The 16,736-nt window shown below is 72.2% G+C and carries 14 protein-coding genes; 6 read left to right on the forward strand and 8 right to left on the reverse strand.

The genetic code is table 11. The annotated features are described in order from the left end of the window. Positions 1-85: 85 nt before the first annotated feature. On the reverse strand, positions 86-1,927 hold the full coding sequence (locus ABZ951_RS10480; protein ID WP_344089167.1) for a phosphoenolpyruvate carboxykinase (GTP): 1,842 nt from the start codon (positions 1,925-1,927) through the stop codon (positions 86-88). Positions 1,928-2,192: 265 nt separating this feature from the next. Between ABZ951_RS10480 and ABZ951_RS10485 the strand changes: the two genes are divergently transcribed. After that, positions 2,193-2,915, forward strand: coding sequence for a hemolysin III family protein (locus ABZ951_RS10485; protein ID WP_344089164.1), 723 nt, complete (start codon positions 2,193-2,195; stop codon positions 2,913-2,915). Between the two features lie 377 nt (positions 2,916-3,292). After that, positions 3,293-3,925, forward strand: coding sequence for a TetR family transcriptional regulator (locus ABZ951_RS10490; RefSeq protein ID WP_344089161.1), 633 nt, complete (start codon positions 3,293-3,295; stop codon positions 3,923-3,925). 15 nt (positions 3,926-3,940) lie between these two features. Here the strand turns inward: ABZ951_RS10490 and ABZ951_RS10495 are convergent, their stop codons facing one another. Continuing rightward, positions 3,941-6,022, reverse strand: coding sequence for a thioredoxin domain-containing protein (locus tag ABZ951_RS10495; RefSeq protein ID WP_344089158.1), 2,082 nt, complete (start codon positions 6,020-6,022; stop codon positions 3,941-3,943). Positions 6,023-6,136: 114 nt separating this feature from the next. Between ABZ951_RS10495 and ABZ951_RS10500 the strand changes: the two genes are divergently transcribed. Then, the gene (locus ABZ951_RS10500) at positions 6,137-9,433 is read left to right on the forward strand and encodes an AAA family ATPase (RefSeq protein ID WP_344089155.1); all 3,297 of its coding nucleotides are present in this window, start codon (positions 6,137-6,139) and stop codon (positions 9,431-9,433) included. A gap of 99 nt (positions 9,434-9,532) precedes the next feature. On the opposite strand, the gene ABZ951_RS10505 is transcribed toward ABZ951_RS10500, so the two are convergent. Beyond that, on the reverse strand, positions 9,533-9,766 hold the full coding sequence (locus ABZ951_RS10505) for a hypothetical protein (RefSeq protein ID WP_344089152.1): 234 nt from the start codon (positions 9,764-9,766) through the stop codon (positions 9,533-9,535). A 4-nt stretch (positions 9,767-9,770) separates the two neighbouring features. After that, positions 9,771-10,640, reverse strand: a complete 870-nt coding sequence (gene mca, locus ABZ951_RS10510) for a mycothiol conjugate amidase Mca (protein WP_344089150.1) — start codon at positions 10,638-10,640, stop codon at positions 9,771-9,773. A 125-nt stretch (positions 10,641-10,765) separates the two neighbouring features. On the opposite strand from mca, the gene ABZ951_RS10515 reads away from it, so the two are divergent. Then, on the forward strand, positions 10,766-11,170 hold the full coding sequence (locus tag ABZ951_RS10515) for a DUF4307 domain-containing protein (RefSeq protein WP_344089147.1): 405 nt from the start codon (positions 10,766-10,768) through the stop codon (positions 11,168-11,170). A 194-nt stretch (positions 11,171-11,364) separates the two neighbouring features. Next, complete coding sequence (greA, locus tag ABZ951_RS10520; RefSeq protein WP_344089144.1) at positions 11,365-11,862, forward strand: transcription elongation factor GreA; 498 nt, start codon at positions 11,365-11,367, stop codon at positions 11,860-11,862. 98 nt (positions 11,863-11,960) lie between these two features. Here the strand turns inward: greA and ABZ951_RS10525 are convergent, their stop codons facing one another. The 3 genes from ABZ951_RS10525 to ABZ951_RS10535 all read right to left on the reverse strand — a co-directional run bounded on the left by ABZ951_RS10525 (position 11,961) and on the right by ABZ951_RS10535 (position 14,089). After that, positions 11,961-12,818, reverse strand: coding sequence for an ABC transporter permease (locus ABZ951_RS10525; protein ID WP_344089141.1), 858 nt, complete (start codon positions 12,816-12,818; stop codon positions 11,961-11,963). Further along, positions 12,815-13,831, reverse strand: coding sequence for an ATP-binding cassette domain-containing protein (locus ABZ951_RS10530; RefSeq protein WP_344089138.1), 1,017 nt, complete (start codon positions 13,829-13,831; stop codon positions 12,815-12,817). Before ABZ951_RS10530 ends, ABZ951_RS10525 begins: the two co-directional genes overlap by 4 nt. Positions 13,832-13,900: 69 nt before the next feature. Then, positions 13,901-14,089, reverse strand: a complete 189-nt coding sequence (locus ABZ951_RS10535; protein ID WP_344089135.1) for a hypothetical protein — start codon at positions 14,087-14,089, stop codon at positions 13,901-13,903. 772 nt (positions 14,090-14,861) lie between these two features. Between ABZ951_RS10535 and ABZ951_RS10540 the strand changes: the two genes are divergently transcribed. Further along, a complete protein-coding gene (locus ABZ951_RS10540) occupies positions 14,862-15,362 on the forward strand; it encodes a MarR family transcriptional regulator (protein WP_344089132.1) in 501 nt (166 codons plus the stop codon). Between the two features lie 117 nt (positions 15,363-15,479). Here ABZ951_RS10540 and ABZ951_RS10545 read toward each other — a convergent pair whose 3' ends face one another. Next, positions 15,480-16,625 carry a cystathionine gamma-synthase gene (locus ABZ951_RS10545; protein WP_344089129.1) on the reverse strand — a complete coding sequence of 382 codons (1,146 nt, stop codon included), beginning with the start codon at positions 16,623-16,625 and terminating at the stop codon, positions 15,480-15,482. Positions 16,626-16,736: the final 111 nt, after the last annotated feature.

A 16,736-nucleotide genomic window follows, 5' to 3' on the forward strand; every position in this document is an offset into this window, starting at 1 on the left:
GCGTCGGGGGGTGAACGGGGGCCGGGCCGGCCCGGCCCCCGGGCTACGCGAGGCCGGGCCCCCGGGGGTGCCCGGGAAACAAGCCCTACCCCAGACGCTGCACCAGCGCCCGGTACTCGTCCCACAGTTCCTTCGGGGTGTGCTCACCGAAGGTGTTGAGGTGCTCGGGGATCAGCGCCGCCTCCTCGCGCCACACCTCCTTGTCGACCGTGAGCAGGAAGTCGAGCTCGGCTTCGGTCAGCTCCAGGCCGGCCGTGTCGAGCGCCTCCTTCGTCGGCAGCACTCCGATGGGCGTCTCGACGCCCTCCGCCTTGCCGTCCAGACGCTCCACGATCCACTTCAGCACCCGGCTGTTCTCGCCGAAGCCCGGCCAGACGAACTGGCCGTCCGCGTCCTTGCGGAACCAGTTGACGTAGTAGATCTTGGGCAGCTTCGCCTGGTCACCCCTGCGCGCAGCGTCCCGGCCGACCTCGAGCCAGTGGCCCATGTAGTCGCCCATGTTGTAGCCGCAGAACGGCAGCATGGCGAAGGGGTCGCGGCGCAGCTCGCCGACCTTGCCCTCGGCGGCAGCGGTCTTCTCGGAGGCGACGTTGGCGCCGAGGAAGACACCGTGCTGCCAGTCGAAGGACTCGGTCACCAGCGGCACGGCCGAGGCGCGGCGGCCGCCGAAGAGGATCGCCGAGATCGGCACGCCCTTGGGGTCCTCCCACTCGGGCGCGATGATCGGGCACTGGGAGGCGGGGACGGTGAAGCGGGCGTTGGGGTGGGCGGCCGGGGTGCCGGAGGCCGGCGTCCAGTCGTTGCCCTTCCAGTCCGTCAGGTGCGCGGGCTGCTCCTCGGTCATGCCCTCCCACCACACGTCGCCGTCGTCGGTGAGGGCGACGTTGGTGAAGACCGAGTTGCCCCACATGGTCTTCATGGCGTTGGCGTTGGTGTGCTCGCCGGTGCCGGGGGCGACGCCGAAGAAGCCGGCCTCGGGGTTGATGGCGCGCAGCCGGCCGTCCTCGCCGAAGCGCATCCAGGCGATGTCGTCGCCGATGGTCTCCACGGTCCAGCCGGAGATGGTCGGCTCCAGCATGGCGAGGTTGGTCTTGCCGCAGGCGCTCGGGAAGGCGGCGGCGACGTACTTCGCCTCACCCTGCGGCGGGGTGAGCTTGAGGATGAGCATGTGCTCGGCCAGCCAGCCGTTGTCCCGCGCCATGACGGAGGCGATGCGCAGGGCGTAGCACTTCTTGCCCAGCAGGGCGTTGCCGCCGTAGCCGGATCCGTAGGACCAGATCTCGCGGTCCTCGGGGAAGTGCGAGATGTACTTGGTGGTGTTGCAGGGCCACGGCACGTCGGCCTCGCCCTCGGCGAGCGGGGCGCCGAGCGTGTGGACGGCCTTCACGAAGAACCCGTCGGTGCCCAGCTCGTCCAGGACGGCCTGGCCCATACGGGTCATGGTGCGCATCGAGACGGCGACGTAGGCGGAGTCGGTGAGCTCGACGCCGATCGCGGACAGCGGGGAGCCGAGCGGGCCCATGCAGAAGGGCACGACGTACAGGGTGCGGCCGCGCATCGAGCCGCGGAAGATGCCGCCCTGGCCGTCCTTGCCCGCGAAGAGCTCCCGCATCTCGGCGGGGGCCTTCCAGTGGTTGGTCGGGCCCGCGTCCTCCTCCTTCTCGGAGCAGATGAACGTGCGGTCCTCGACGCGCGCCACGTCGCTGGGGTCGGAGGCGGCGTAGTAGGAGTTCGGGCGCTTGACGGGGTCCAGCTTCTTGAAGGTGCCCTTGGCGACGAGCTCCTCGCACAGGCGCTCGTACTCGGCCTCGGAACCGTCGCACCAGACCACCCGGTCCGGCTCGGTGAGGGCGGCGATCTCGTCGACCCAGGAGATCAGCTCCTGGTGGTGGGTGAGGGTGGTGGGAGCCGCATTGCTGCGCGCCACGATCGCTCCGTCCCGCCGGAAACCACGCTGCCCCGGCGTAGATATTGAGGGTTGAACGGACCTGCCTCTGTGCCCGCACAGTCCGCTTCTGAGGAAGTTGCCCCTTGGGGGCTGCGACCCAGACGCTTCGTGACCGCTCATCCGGTGCCGCCCGCACTCATTTGATCATCCGACTCGATCCAGCTTCTGTCCAGGGGGCGCTCCCGTGACCATCGCCACGTGATACCGAGCCGTAACTTACGGTGGCGTAGGTAGCATGACGGGCATGAACTCCGCGCCCGACGCAGCGCCTCCCGCGCGCCCCGCCTCCGCCGACGCCGCGGCCGTCGCCCTCCCTTTCCCCGAGCCGATCCCCGTGAAGCCGCGGCTGCGCGGCTGGCTGCACGCCGGGATGTTCCCCGCCGTACTGATCGCGGGCATCTTCCTGACCGCCCTCGCCGACAGCACCCGCGGCAGAATCGCCTGCGCGGTGTACGTGCTCTCCGCCTGCCTGCTGTTCGGCATCAGCGCGCTCTACCACCGGGGCAACTGGAGCCCACGCACCAATGCCGTGCTCCGCCGCCTCGACCACGCCAACATCTTCCTGATCATCGCGGGCACGTATACCCCGCTGACGATGCTGCTGGTCCCCGGCGGCCGGGGCCAGGCGCTGCTGTGGGCGGTGTGGGCCGCCGCCGTGGCGGGCATCGCCTTCCGGGTGTTCTGGGTCGGCGCGCCGCGCTGGCTCTACACCCCCTGCTACATCGCCATGGGCTGGGCCGCGGTCTTCTTCCTCCCCGACTTCCTGCGCAAGGGCGGCATCGCCGTGCTCGTCTGCGTGATCGTCGGCGGCCTGCTCTACAGCGTGGGCGGCGTGATCTACGGAATGAAGCGCCCCAACCCCTCCCCCCGGTGGTTCGGCTTCCACGAGGTCTTCCACTCACTCACGCTGGCGGCGTTCATCGTGCACTACGTGGGCATCTCTCTGGTGGCCTATTCGCACGCCTGAGCCGCCCGGCGCCCGGCGCCGGGCCGACCCGTCCGTACGCGGTGGCCGTGGCCTGGAGGCCACGGCCACCCGCCACGTCAGGCCGCCCACGCCGGCCAGCACCACGGCCACCACCGCGATCTCCCCCACGAGCACGAAGCTCCCGACGCATAACACCGCGACCAGTGCGGCGAGCGCACTCACCATGGCGCCCCACCTCCCCTTCCGGAAAAGATCACTGACCGTTACTTTTCCCCGGACACAGGGTCACACACCCCACTGACAGTCAGTACGTCATCAAGAACCGCCGACGGACAGCCGTTTGACCGGCCACCCGGCTTGCCGGGCCCCCGTCCGGGGACGGGCGAGGTGATCCCCGGGAAGGCCCGTGCCGGAGAATGACCGCCATGGCCTCCGCAGACCTCTCGTCCGCCGCGCCGTCCGAGCCCCGCCTCGGGCTGCGCGAGCGGAAGAAGATCCAGACTCGTCAGGCGATCCGCCGCGCCGCCCACCGGCTGTTCGAACAGCAGGGGTACGACGCCACACCGGTGGACCGGATCGCCGAGGCCGCGGACGTCTCACCGAGCACCGTCTTCCGCTACTTCCCCACCAAGGAAGACATCGTCCTCGCCGACGAGTACGACGCCCTGCTGATGTCCGCGGTCCGGGCGCGGCCGGTGGACGAGTCGCCGGTCGAGGCCGTCCGGCAGGCCGTCCTCAGCGCGGTGCGGCACGTCCTCGCCCACGATGTCCTCGAGCTCCGGCAGCGCACCAAGCTCATCCGCGAGGTGCCCGCCCTGCGCGGCCGGCAGGCGGAGGGCATGGGCGAGTCGGCCCGGGCGCTCTGCGCCGTCCTGGCCGAGCGCACCGGCCGCGACGAGAGCGACATCGAGCTGCGCGTGGCCGTCACCGCGATCCTCGCCGCCCTGCACGAGGCCCTGATGTACTGGGTCGAGCAGGGGCAGAGCGAGGACGTCGTCACGCTCGTCGGCCGCGCCCTGGACGTCCTCCGCCGGGGTCTGACGCTCTGAGGGCGCCCCGCCCTCTCACTCACCTCCGGCCAGGCTCCGTGCCAGCACCCCGGCGTCGTCGGTCGGGGCCGCGCAGGTGAAGGCCCGGCACACATAGGCCGCCGGCCGGCCGGCGAGGAGCGGGCGGTTCGCCAGCAGGGGCACCTCCGCCGCCGCCGGGTCCGACTCCGGCGCGCCCACCGCCACCGCGAGGCCGGGGGCGGTCGACAGCAGGGCGGTGCGGTGCAGTTCGCGGGTGGCGGGGTGGTCGTCCGGCCCGACGACGGCGACCTCCCGGGGCCCGTCCAGGAGCGCCTCCGTGACGGCCAGACCCCAGCTGATGAATCGGGGCGCCTTCGGACCCAGCACCCGGACGACGCCGAGCGCCCGCTCCGCCGCCTCCCGGTGCGCGCCGCTGCCGGTGTACGCGGAGTACGTCAGGAGGGCCCCGCACGCGGCCGTCCACCCGGAGGGCGTGGCCGTGTCGGTCGGGTCCTGCGGGCGTCGGATGAGGGTCTCGGCGTCGTCGGCGGTGTCGAACAGCTGGCCGTCCGCGCCCGTGAAGCGGACCAGGACGGTGTCCAGGAGCAGGCCCGCGAAGTCGACCCACACGCCCTCGCCGGTGACGGCGGTGAGGGCCAGGAAGCCCTCGGCGACGTCCGCGTAGTCCTCCAGGACGCCCGCGTGGGTGCCGGCGACGCCGTCCAGCGAGGTGCGGAACAGCCGGGCGTGCCAGTCCATGTGGGTGCGGACGAGCAGGTCGGCGGCGTCCGTCGCGGCCTGCACGAGGTCGGGGCGGTCGAAGAAGGCGCCGGTCTCGGCGAGGGCGGCGATGGCCAGGCCGTTCCAGGCGGCCACGATCTTGTCGTCGCGGCCGGGCCGGGGCCGCTGCTCGCGCGCCGCCAGGAGCCTGCGGCGCACGGAGGCGAGCTTCTGGGCGTCCAGCAGCAGCTCGGTGTCGGGGAGCTGGAGGACGGAGGCACCCTCCTCGAACGTCCCCTCCTCGGTGACCCCGAAGTGGGCGGCCGCGAGGGCGGCGTCCTCGGCGCCGAGGACCTCCCGCAACTGCTCGGGCGTCCAGACGTAGAAGGCGCCCTCGGCGTGCTTGCCGGTGCCGTCGTCGCTGTCCGCGTCGAGGGCGGAGGCGAAGCCGCCCTGGGCGGTGCGCATGTCGCGGACCAGGAAGTCGGCCGTCTCCAGGGCGACGCGCCGGGCGAGGTCGGAGCCGGTGGCCCGCCACAGATGGGCGTACACGCGGCACAGCAGCGCGTTGTCGTACAGCATCTTCTCGAAGTGCGGGACGGTCCAGGTGGCGTCCACCGCGTAGCGGGCGAAGCCGCCCCCGAGCTGGTCGTAGATGCCGCCGCGGGCCATCGCCTCGCACGTGGCCTGCACCATCTGCAGGGCCGCCTCGGAGCCCGTGCGGGCGTGGTGGCGGAGCAGGAATTCCAAGGTCATGGACGGCGGGAACTTCGGCGCGCCGCCGAATCCGCCGTGCACGGCGTCGAACTCCCGGGTCAGGCCCATCAGCGCCCGGTGGACGTCCTCGACGGTCGGCGGCCGCGGGCCCGCCGCGCCGTCCTCGCCCTCCTTCGGCGCGGCGACGCCCAGGGCGAGGGTCCGCTCGGAGAGCTCCCGCACGATCCGGCCGGCGACCTCCCCGACCTCTTCCCGCCGGTCGGCCCACGCGGCGCGTACGCCCTCCAGGACCTGCGGGAAGGAGGCCATGCCGTGCCGGGGCGCGGGCGGGAAGTAGGTGCCGAAGTAGAAGGGCTCGGCGCCGGGGGTGAGGAAGACGGTCATGGGCCAGCCGCCCTGGCCGGTGGCGGCCTGCACGGCTTCCATGTAGACGGCGTCGATGTCGGGCCGCTCCTCGCGGTCGACCTTGACGGCCACGAAGTGCTCGTTGAGGAAGTCGGCGGTCCCCTGGTCCTCGAAGGACTCGTGGGCCATCACATGGCACCAGTGGCAACTCGAGTACCCGACGCTCAGCAGCACCGGCACATCGCGGCGCCGGGCCTCTTCGAAGGCCGCGGGCGACCACGGCCACCAGTCGACGGGGTTGTCGGCGTGCTGGAGGAGATAGGGGGACGTCTCATGCGCCAGGCGGTTCGGCATGCCCCCCATCCTTCCCCAACCGGGCCCGTTGATGAGTTATCCACAGCCCTGCCGGAAAACTCGCCGAGGCGGAACACTTGGGGCACAAGCAATCGCTGGTGGAAGGGGGATGCCATGGCGGGAGCACCGGCCGTGCTGCGCGAGGTACACCGTGCGGAAGCCGAGGGCTTGTTGGGGCGAGCGGTCGAGGAGGAGGTGCGCCGTTCGGGTGGATCGGCCGACGGCGCGTCGCTGTTACGCCGGGCGCGCGCGGAGCTGGAGGCCATCGCGGCCACGGCCGCCGAGGAGTACGGCGCGTACGTCCGCGCGCTGGACGCGGAGGAGGGTGCCCGGCGGCCGCTGTCGGCGCGCCTGAGCCGGTCCTCGCTCGCCACGCCGCTGCTGATCACGGCCGTGGCGGCGGCCACGGCCTTCGGGGTCGACCTGGGGTACGGCACCTCGGCCGGCACGGCGCTGGGCGCGGGGGTCTCGGTGGCCGTGGCGGGTTCGGCGGCCGCGGTGGTGAGCCTGACGGCGTCTCATCGGCCGGCCGCGCGCCGGCGGGCCGGTCTGCGGGGGCGGCCCGGCGGTGCGCGGCAGTTGCGGCTGGAGTGGCTGACGGCCCTTGAGGTGAAGGGCGTGCGGCCGTTCCTGGACCGTCAGCGGATGCTGTCGGCGGCCGTGCGTCCGGACGGGGCGGGCCGGGCGGTACGGCAGCAGGGCGCGCCCGGTCCGGCGCGGGGCCCGCTGCTGCGGGGCGGGGGCCGCGGCGCCGCGGCCCGGCGCCGCGGCGTCCTGGAGCAGTCCTTCGACCACATTCCGGAGGTGGAGGGGCCGTTCGCGGGCCGCAGGGAGCAGCTGAGCCGGATCAGCCAGTGGGTGCAGCAGGCACGGGCCAGCACGGAGACCAGACCGACGGTGGTGGTGCTGTACGGGCCGCCGGGCTCGGGGCGCTCCACGCTCGCGCTGCGGGCGGCACACCATGTGCGCGATCAGTTCCGGGGCGCCTGCGTGGTGGATCTGCGCGGTGAGTCGGGTGACGAGCCGCCGCTGCCGACGCGGGACGCCCTGCTGCATCTGCTCAACCGCCTCGGCGCGCCGCGCGACCAGCTGCTGTTCCGGGAGCGGTCCTCGCACGAGCAGCACCTCAAGCGCCTGTCCGAGCTGTACCACCAGCACCTGACGGGCCTGCCGGTCACCGTGATCCTCGACGACGCCTCGGACGCGGCGCAGGTCCGCGCCCTGGTTCCCGAGCGGTCCGAGAGCCTGGTCCTGGTCACGGCGCGGGCTCCGCTGGCCCTGCCGCCGGAGCTGGCGGCCTGGGTGCACGAGCTGCCCGTCGGCCCGCTGGACGAGGCGGGCGCCGAGGAGTTGCTGCGGCCGGTGGCGCGGGAGGCACCACCGGAGGGGGAGGGCCCGTACGACGAGAAGGCGCTGGTGCGGGTGCGGGAGCTGTGCGGCGGGCTGCCGCTGGCGCTGCGGCTGGCCGGTTCCTCGCCGTCGCCGCGCACCGCGCGGGCGCTGGCCGCGGAGCTGGAGGATTCCGGGCCCGGCGATCCGGTGGAGCGGGTGCTGCGGCTGAGTTACGCCGATCAGGGTGAGGGCGCCCGCCGGCTGCTGCGCCGGCTGGCGCTCGCGGGCCGGGCCTCGTGGGGGGCCGCCGCGGCGGCGGCGCTCCTCGGGGAGGACGAGCGGGTGGCGGCCCGCGAGCTGGCGGCGCTGGCCCGCACGGGGCTGATCGAGCCGGTCCGTGCCGGCCGGTACCGGATGCACGATCTGGTGCGGGCCTTCGCCCACGCCCGCCTGGTCGCCGAGGAGGAGCCGGGCGAGCGGAGCGCGGCGCACGAGCGGCTGATCCGCAGTTACGCGGAGCTCGCCGACTCCGTCATCCGCATGGTCGACGGCAAGACGTCCACCCGGGCCGACGCGTTCGCCGAGGGAGCGGCGGGCGGCCACGGCTTCCCCTCGCTGGAGGCGGCGCTGCGCTGGCTGGACGACGAGTCGAGCTTCATCACCGCGGCGCTGCGGCACGCCGAGGGGGTCGACCAGTCGGCGGTGCTGCACCTGCTGGGTGCCCTGTGCGACTACTGCCTGCTGCGCGGCGATCTCTACCGGCTGGGTGAGCTGAGCGAGCTGACACAAGCCACCGACCGGGGGCTGCTGGTGCGCTCGGTGCAGTGGCGCACGGGCGTCGCGGCCCGGCAGCTGGGCGAGCTGGACCGGTCCCGGACGACGCTGTCGTCGGTCGTGGATCTGTACTTCGACGCCCAGCACCCGGCGGGGGCCGCCCGGGCGCTGCGGGATCTGGGGGTCACCCTGCAGCACCAGGGAAATCTCCGGGCGGCTGCGGAGAAGCTGCGGGAGGCCCTCGCGCTGCAGGACGCGCCGGAGCTGAGCGGCGACCGGGCCTGGACGCTGCACGCCCTGGCGGCGGTCGAGCGGGACCGCGGGCTGATAGCGCCCGCGCTGGAGCTGCTGGCGGAGTCGCTGGAGCTGCACCGCGGGAGCGAGAGCGTGCACGGACAGGCGTGGGCGCACTTCCAGCTCGGGCAGGTCCGGTTGCGGATGGGCCAGGTGGAGGCGGCGGAGGCGGAGTTCCACGCGGCCCTGGAGCAGTACGGGCTCACCCAGGACAGCCGCGGCGCGGCCTGGGCGCTGACCCAGCTGGCGCGGGCCCGGCTCGTGGCGGGGGACGCGGGCGAGGCGGTGGAGCAGTTGCACCGGGCGGCGGCCCGCCACCGGGAGAACGAGGACGCCCGCGGCGAGGCGTGGTCGCTGTACTACCTGGGCCAGTCGCTGGAGGAGTGCTCGGAGCAGGCCGCGGCCGTCCGGGCGCTGGAGCGGGCCCGCACGATGTTCAACCGCATGCGTGATGTGTACGGGCTGGCCTGCGCCCGGCACCACGCGGCCCGGGTCACCCGTGATCAGCGGGCGGCGCAGACGGGCAGCCTGCGCAACAGCGGCTTCGCCCGGCAGCTGCTGCAGGACGCGCGGGCCGACTTCCGCCGCCTGGACGTGCCCCACGGCGAGGCGTGGTCGTGTGTGGAACTGGCCGTGGTCGACGCGGGCAACGGCAAGGCGGCGTCGGCGCTGGAGCTGGTGGAGGAGGCGGAGCGGCTGTTCGCCGGGTACGGGGACCGGCGGGGCGCGGCGTGGGCCCGGTTCCTGCGCTGCACGCTGCTGCCGTTCACCTCGCCGGGCGGCTCGGTGGTGGGGTCGGCGGTGGCCCGGGAGGAGCTGGGCCGGCTGCTCCTGGAGCTGCGCGCGGCCGACTGGGCGGCGGACCCGGCGCTGGAGGACTGCGCGGAGACGTACGCGCTGCTGCTGGAGCGGGGCATAGAGCCGGAGACGGGCTGGCAGGCGTGGCAGCTGGGCATGGTGCCGGGCCGCCCGGCCCGTGAGGTCATGGCGGTGCTGCCCCGGGACGGCTGAGCCGTCCCCGGGGCGCGGTGTGCCGGCCGGGGAGCGGGGCCTCCCGGCCGGGGCGGACGGCGGCCCGGCCCCGTGGCCGGGGCCCGGACCGTCGCCGGGTCAGCCCTTGGCGCTGCCGCCCTGGGTGGCGGCCGGGACCGGGGCGGCGCCCGGCTCGGGGGCCTCTTCGAAGTCCACCCGCTTCATGTGGGTGTTCATGGACTTCATCAGCATCCAGACGGCCGCGCCGATGACGGCGAAGACGATGAAACCGAGGACACCGGGGGTGACCTTGTTCTTGTCCAGTTCTTCGGCGAGCGGCACCAGGTGGGTGACGGCGAGGGAGCTCATCATGGGGTCAATTGTTGCGGATGCCCGCGAAGAGGTCGTCCTCGGGGAGGGAAGTTCCCACGAGAGACTTGGCCAGCTCGTATTCCTCGGTCGGCCAGACTTCCTTCTGGAGGTCCAGCGGCACGCGGAACCAGCCGCCGTCCGGGTCGATCTGGGTGGCGTGCGCGATGAGCGCCTTGTCCCGGATCTCGAAGAATTCGCCGCACGGGACGTAGGTGGTCAGCGTCCGCTCCCGGCCCGCGGTCAGCCAGCGCTCCAGCCACTCCCCGTAGGGGGACTCCATGCCGCGCGCCAGCAGCGCCTCGTGCAGGGCCAGGGTGCGCGGCCGGTTGAAGCCCTGGTTGTAGTAGAGCTTCAGCGGCTGCCAGGGCTCACCGGCCTCGGGGAAGCGCTCGGGGTCACCGGCGGCCTCGAAGGCCACCATCGAGATCTTGTGGGTCATGATGTGGTCGGGGTGCGGGTAGCCGCCGTTCTCGTCGTACGTGGTGATCACATGCGGCCGGAACTCGCGGATCAGCTTCACCAGCACGCCGGCCGCCTCGTCGACGTCCTGGAGGGCGAAGCAGCCCTCGGGCAGCGGCGGCAGCGGGTCGCCCTCGGGCAGCCCGGAGTCGACGAAGCCGAGCCACTCCTGCTTCACCCCGAGGATGTCGCGCGCCTCGTCCATCTCCTTGGCGCGCACCTCGTGGATGTGCTCCTCGATGTAAGGGTCGCCCTGGAGCTTGGGGTTGAGGATGGAGCCGCGCTCACCACCCGTGCAGGTCGCGACCAGCACGTCCACCCCCTCGGACACGTACTTGGCCATCGTGGCCGCGCCCTTGCTCGACTCGTCGTCGGGGTGGGCGTGCACGGCCATCAGTCGCAGCTGCTCAGTCAAGGCTCGATCCTCAGTCACTGGTCATGGCCCGTCTTATCGGTGTTTCGGGGCGCCTCCTATAGTGACCGAAGCGGGAGTCGTTTCATTCCGGTCCTCAACGACCGGCCCGACCAGGAGGAAAGATCATGGCTGCGGCACGCGAAGGGCTGCCCGAGGGTCGCTACGGCCGCTCGGCGGACGAACGCGCCGACCGCAAGCTGAAGATCATCGGCGCGGTACTGGGCGCCGGCCTGCTCGGGGTGATCGCCTGGTCAGGCATCCACTACATCACCGCGACCGAGGTCAGCGGTCAGCTCATCCGCTCCAAGACGATCTCCGACGACACCGTGCAGATGGTGCTGGAGGTCCGCAAGGAGAAGAACGTCACCGCCGTGTGCACGGTGCGCTCGCTGGGCGCGGACGGCGCCGAGGTCGCCCGTAAGGATGTGAGGTTCGACCGCCCCGACGGTCACTTCACGGAGCTGATCACTGTGCGCACCACCCGGCGCGCCGCCGATGCGAAGCTTGAGGGCTGCACCACCGCGTCCTGAAAAAGAGGACGGGCCTGACCTGCGTTGACGTGTTTCTTGCGCAGTTTCTCCCCCTGACTTCTTCCCCCTTTACGGACGTAATTGTTAGGCTCGTGGTTTCGCCCACCTTTGAAGGCGCACCCTTCTGAGGAGGGCGTTCATTTGTATCCCCTCTGTATCCCCAAGTTTTTCCCCAGTACCGACGAGGAGCACCTGTGACCCAGACCAGCGACAACGTCACCTGGCTGACTCAGGAGGCGTACGACCAGCTCAAGGCCGAGCTGGAGTACCTGTCTGGTCCCGCTCGCACCGAGATCGCGACCAAGATCGCGGCGGCCCGCGAGGAGGGTGACCTGCGAGAGAACGGCGGGTACCACGCGGCCAAGGAGGAGCAGGGCAAGCAGGAGCTCCGTGTGCGCCAGCTCACGCAGCTGCTGGAGAACGCGAAGGTCGGCGAGGCCCCGGCCGCGACCGGCGTGGTCGCGCCCGGCATGGTCGTCACCATCGCCTTCGACGGCGACCCCGACGACACGCTGGACTTCCTGCTCGCCTCCCGTGAGTACGCGAGCTCGGACATCGAGACGTACTCCCCCCAGTCCCCGCTGGGCACCGGCGTCAACGGCAAGAAGATCGGCGAGGACGCCGAGTACGAGCTGCCGAACGGCAAGAAGGCCAAGGTCCGCATCCTGGAGGCCAAGCCTTACCAGGCGTGAGCCGCGCGAGAAGCCCTGGGGAGAGCCCCGGACCCCGCATCGGGTCCGGGGCTCTTCCATTGCCCTGACGGGTGGCTCGGCCGCCCGTCAGGGCAGGCTCAGGCCGTCGCCGAGCGGTACTTGCGGACGGCCAGCGTGCGGAAGAACACGATGATCACCACTGACCAGATCAGCGACGCCCACACCGGGTGCTGCATGGGCCAGGCCGCCGGCACCGGGTAGCCCTCGGGCAGATTGCCGAAGAGCTGCCGGGCCGCCTGCACGGTGGCGCTGAAGGGGTTCCACTCGGCGATGTTGCGCAGGACCATCGGCATGTTGTCGGCCGGCACGAACGCGTTGGAGATGAACGTCAGCGGGAAGAGCCAGATCAGCCCGCCCGAGGTGGCCGCCTCCGGGGTCCGCACCGTCAGCCCGATGAGCGCGCCGATCCAGGAGAAGGCGTAGCCCAGCAGGAGCAGCAGGGCGAAGCCGGCCACGGCCTTGGGGATTCCCTCGTGCGTCCGCCATCCCACGATCACCGCGACGATCGCCAGCACCACCAGCGTCAGGGCGGTCTGGACGAGATCGGCGAGGGTACGGCCCGTGAGCACGGCCCCCCGCGCCATGGGCAGGGAACGGAAGCGGTCGATGAGCCCCTTGTGCATGTCGTCGGCGATGCCGGCCCCCGCGCCGGCCGTGGCGAAGGTGACGGTCTGGGCGAAGATGCCCGCCATCAGGAAGCCGCGGTAGGTCGAGGGGTCGGTGTTGCCGCCGACGGAGATCGAACCGCCGAAGACGTAGCTGAACAGCACCACGAACATGATCGGCTGGATCAGGCCGAAGATGACCATCTCCGGGATGCGGGCCATGCGGATCAGATTGCGTTTGGCGACGACCAGGGAGTCGCGGACGGACTGCCCGATTCCGCCGTGGGCCCTGGGGGCCGCCGTCCGCCCGGCACCGGTGATCGTGCTCATGAGGCCGTCTCCTTCCGCTCCCGGGCCTGCCGGTCCTCCCGGTCCCCCGGTTCCGCTTCGGGTTCCGCTTCGGCCTCGGCGGCGTGGCCGGTGAGGGAGATGAAGACGTCGTCCAGGGTGGGGCGGCGCAGCCCGATGTCGTCGATCTCGATGCCGCGCGCGTCCAGCTCCCTGATGACCTCGGCGAGCAGCTTCGCGCCGCCGGAGACCGGGACGGTGACCATGCGGGTGTGCTCCTCGACCTTGGAGGCGCCCTTGCCGAAGCCGCGCAGGACCTCGTCGGCGAGGGCGATGTGGCCGCGCTCGTGCACGACGACCTCGACGCGCTCGCCGCCCGTACGGGCCTTGAGCTGGTCGGACGTGCCCCGGGCGATCACTTTGCCGTGGTCGACGACGGCGATGTCGTGGGCGAGGTGGTCGGCCTCCTCCAGGTACTGGGTGGTGAGCAGCAAGGTCGTGCCGCCGGCGACCAGTTCCTGGATGACCTCCCACAACTGCTGCCGGTTGCGCGGGTCCAGGCCGGTGGTGGGCTCGTCCATGAACATCACGGGCGGGCTGACGACCAGGGCGGCGGCGAGGTCGAGGCGGCGGCGCATGCCGCCGGAGTAGGTCTTGGCGGTGCGGTCGGCGGCGTCGGTGAGGTGGAAGCGCTCCAGCAGCTCGCCGGCCCGGGCCTTGGCGTCGCGGGCGCTCATCTGGTAGAGCTGGCCGACCATCCGCAGGTTCTCACGCCCCGTCAGATATTCGTCCACGGCGGCGAATTGACCGGACAGGCCGATGTGACGGCGGACCTCGTTGGGTTTCTTCAGGACGTCGATGCCCGCCACGACGGCCGTGCCGCGGTCGGGCTTGATGAGGGTGGTGAGTACGCGTACCGCTGTGGTCTTGCCGGCGCCGTTGGGGCCGAGCAGTCCTAGAACGGTTCCTTCCGGAACGTCGAGATCGACGCCGTCCAGAGCCCTGACATCGCCGAAGGTCTTCACCAGACCTTCGGCAAAAATGGCGCCTGGCATGGAGGTTCTCCCCGTTTGGGTGACGTATTAGAGGATTTTACGTTCGCCGGGCACGTCCCGCCCTGTGAATCAGCCTCCCCGCCGTCGGCCCGTCACCCGGCAGCCCGCGTCGCGCAGGGGGGCTCCGACCTCCGCACAGCGCTCCGCTCCCGTGGCCGCCAGGCGCAGCGACAGGCACCCGTCGGCCGCCGCCAGGCCGTGCCGCAGGGCGTGCCGCAGCAGCGGGTCCACGTCACCGCCCGGCAACACGGCGACCACGGGTCCCTCGAACGAGTCAGGTCTGCTCAGCGGGGCCGCGACGGGGCTCGCGGAACGGGAGGCCGCCGGGGCGGCCCGACGTCACCGCAGGCCAGGGCGCGGCCGGCGGGGCCGAAGGGAGAGAAAGTCCGCGCCGGTCCGGCGGGCGTACTCGCGGACGGCCCGCAGCGTCTCGCCCCCGAGGCGTCCGCGCAGGAGCACCCCCGCCCTCCGCCCCCGGGTCGCGGCGACCTCGGGCAGGGGCGCACCCTCCGGCGTGAGCACCGTGGCGCGCACGCCCGGGAGCGAGGCCGCCGACGCCTCGCACCTCGAAGGCGCGCCGGCGGTTCTCGCACGTGAGGTGGAGGGGGCCCGACCGGCCGGGTCAGGTACCGGCTGCCCGCCGGCGCGGTCACGCGGGAACCCCCCGAGAGGATTTTCCGGGCGTCGCACACGTCGCCGAGGGAGACCCGTAAGGGCGGCTTCGCCACCCCCGGCGGCCCGCTCCGGCACTCCCCTCGCGCGCGGTGCGGCGGGGGCCGTGGACGCGCCGTGCGGGGGTGGCACCCCGGGACCGCCGCGGTCGCCAACTCGTGCAGCGATGTTGCCAGTCTCGCAGTTTCGTCCTCGCGACGACCGCCACAGGACGTGCACAAACACGCATACCGGTACGACCCGAAAAAGGCATACCGTGCGGTTTGCCCGGCACTCGTACAGCCGCCCGCCGGGCCGCGTACTCTGTCCCCCAATCCACAGCGATTCCCTGCCCGCCGCACGAAGTGAGCCCCAGGCCATGCCCATCCCTTCGGACATGACGACCGACCTCGCCCCAGGCGTCCTCGACGCCCTCCAGCACCAGGTGGCCGTCTTCGCCCGCCGCGCCGAACAGACCCGGCTCGGCGGTGTAGGCCAGGTCCGCAATTCCATGGACCGCGCCGCGTATCTGCTGCTCAACCGCCTCGACCAGGAAGGCCCGATGGGCGTCAAGGCGCTCGCCGCGGGCATGGGCATCGACTCCTCGACCGTCACCCGCCAGGTGGCGCCGCTGGTCGACACCGGCCTCGTCAAGCGCACTTCGCACCCCGAGGACGGCCGCGCCGTCGTCCTTCAGCTCTCCCCGCGCGGCAAGGGCCGCCTGGAGGAGGTACGCGCCTCACGGCGCGAGCTGATGGCCCTGGTGACGGAGGGCTGGACCGAGGACGAGCGGGATGCCTTCTGCACCCTGCTCACCCGCTTCAACTCCGCCCTCTCCGACGTCCACAACGCCCTCCCCCCGGTGGCGCCGACCTCATGATCCGGCGCCCGGCGCTCTCCGGTCGGTGTGCGACGCTGACGCCCCCGCGCACGGGGCGTCAGCGTCGCGAAGTCACCGCTGACGCGGTGTGAAGCTGCCGCGGTGTGAAGCCGGCGCTCAGCCCAGCGCCGTCGTGAGGTCGGCGAGCAGGTCGTCCGCCGACTCGATGCCGACCGAGGCCCGCACCAGGTCCGCCGGGACCTCCAGGGCGGAGCCGGCCACCGAGGCGTGCGTCATCCGGCCCGGGTGCTCGATCAGCGACTCGACGCCGCCGAGGGACTCGCCGAGGGTGAAGATCTTCGTGCGGTTGCAGACCTCGACCGCCGCCTCCTCGCCGCCCGCGACCCGGAAGGACACCATGCCGCCGAAGGCGCGCATCTGCTTGGCCGCGACCTCGTGCAGCGGGTGCTCGGGCAGGCCCGGGTAGTAGACCTGCGTCACCTTCGGGTGCGCGACCAGCAGCTCCACCACGCGCTCGGCGTTGGCGGTGTGGCGGTCCATGCGCACGGCCAGGGTCTTGATGCCGCGCATCGTCAGCCAGGAGTCGAACGGGCCGGCCACGGCGCCCATGGCGTTCTGGTGGTAGGCCAGCTCCTCGCCGAGAGCGGCGTCGGCGGTGATCAGCGCGCCGCCGACGACGTCGGAGTGGCCGCCCATGTACTTGGTGGTGGAGTGGACGACGACGTCAGCGCCCAGTGCCAGCGGCTGCTGGAGGTAGGGGCTGGCGAAGGTGTTGTCCACGACCAGCTTGGCGCCGGCCTCGTGGGCGACGCCGGCGACGGCCGCGATGTCGGTGATGCCGAGCAGCGGGTTGGAGGGGGTCTCGACCCAGACGACCTTGGTCTCCGGCCGGATGGCGGCGCGCACGGCCTCCGGGCTGGAGCTGTCGGCGACCGACCACTCGACGCCCCAGCGGCTGACGACCTTGGCGAAGAGACGGAACGTTCCGCCGTAGGCGTCGTTCGGGATGACCACGTGGTCGCCCGGCGAGAGGAGCGTCCGCAGCAGGCAGTCCTCGGCCGCCAGGCCCGAGGCGAAGGCCAGGCCCCGGCTGCCGCCCTCCAGCGCCGCCAGGTTCTCCTCCAGCGCGGTGCGCGTGGGGTTGGCGCTGCGGCTGTACTCGTAGCCGCCGCGCAGGCCACCGACGCCGTCCTGCTTGTAGGTGGAGACTTGGTAGATGGGCGGGACGACGGCCCCGGTCAGCGGGTCCGGCTCCTGTCCGGCGTGGATGGCGAGGGTTTCGAATGCATGCTGGTCGCTCATTTCCCCGAGGGTAGTACCCGGATTACCGGAACACTCCTGTTCACTTGTAACCGGCGGATGAACGATCCGCCGGGTTGCGGCGTTGTCCCCATCGTCAGCCCCTGTTTTTCC

Origin of the sequence: Streptomyces sp. NPDC046215 (assembly GCF_040646215.1) — a bacterium.
In the GTDB taxonomy this organism is placed as follows: domain Bacteria; phylum Actinomycetota; class Actinomycetes; order Streptomycetales; family Streptomycetaceae; genus Streptomyces; species Streptomyces stramineus.

Excerpts from the sequence above, each read along its gene's own strand:
- ABZ951_RS10485 (WP_344089164.1), top strand. The coding sequence starts at position 2,193 with ATGAACTCCGCGCCCGACGCAGCGCCTCCCGCGCGCCCCGCCTCCGCC.
- ABZ951_RS10490 (WP_344089161.1), top strand. The coding sequence starts at position 3,293 with ATGACCGCCATGGCCTCCGCAGACCTCTCGTCCGCCGCGCCGTCCGAG.
- ABZ951_RS10495 (WP_344089158.1), bottom strand. The coding sequence starts at position 6,022 with ATGCCGAACCGCCTGGCGCATGAGACGTCCCCCTATCTCCTCCAGCAC.
- ABZ951_RS10500 (WP_344089155.1), top strand. The coding sequence starts at position 6,137 with ATGGCGGGAGCACCGGCCGTGCTGCGCGAGGTACACCGTGCGGAAGCC.
- ABZ951_RS10505 (WP_344089152.1), bottom strand. The coding sequence starts at position 9,766 with ATGATGAGCTCCCTCGCCGTCACCCACCTGGTGCCGCTCGCCGAAGAA.
- ABZ951_RS10515 (WP_344089147.1), top strand. The coding sequence starts at position 10,766 with ATGGCTGCGGCACGCGAAGGGCTGCCCGAGGGTCGCTACGGCCGCTCG.
- ABZ951_RS10525 (WP_344089141.1), bottom strand. The coding sequence starts at position 12,818 with ATGAGCACGATCACCGGTGCCGGGCGGACGGCGGCCCCCAGGGCCCAC.
- ABZ951_RS10530 (WP_344089138.1), bottom strand. The coding sequence starts at position 13,831 with ATGCCAGGCGCCATTTTTGCCGAAGGTCTGGTGAAGACCTTCGGCGAT.
- ABZ951_RS10540 (WP_344089132.1), top strand. The coding sequence starts at position 14,862 with ATGCCCATCCCTTCGGACATGACGACCGACCTCGCCCCAGGCGTCCTC.
- ABZ951_RS10545 (WP_344089129.1), bottom strand. The coding sequence starts at position 16,625 with ATGAGCGACCAGCATGCATTCGAAACCCTCGCCATCCACGCCGGACAG.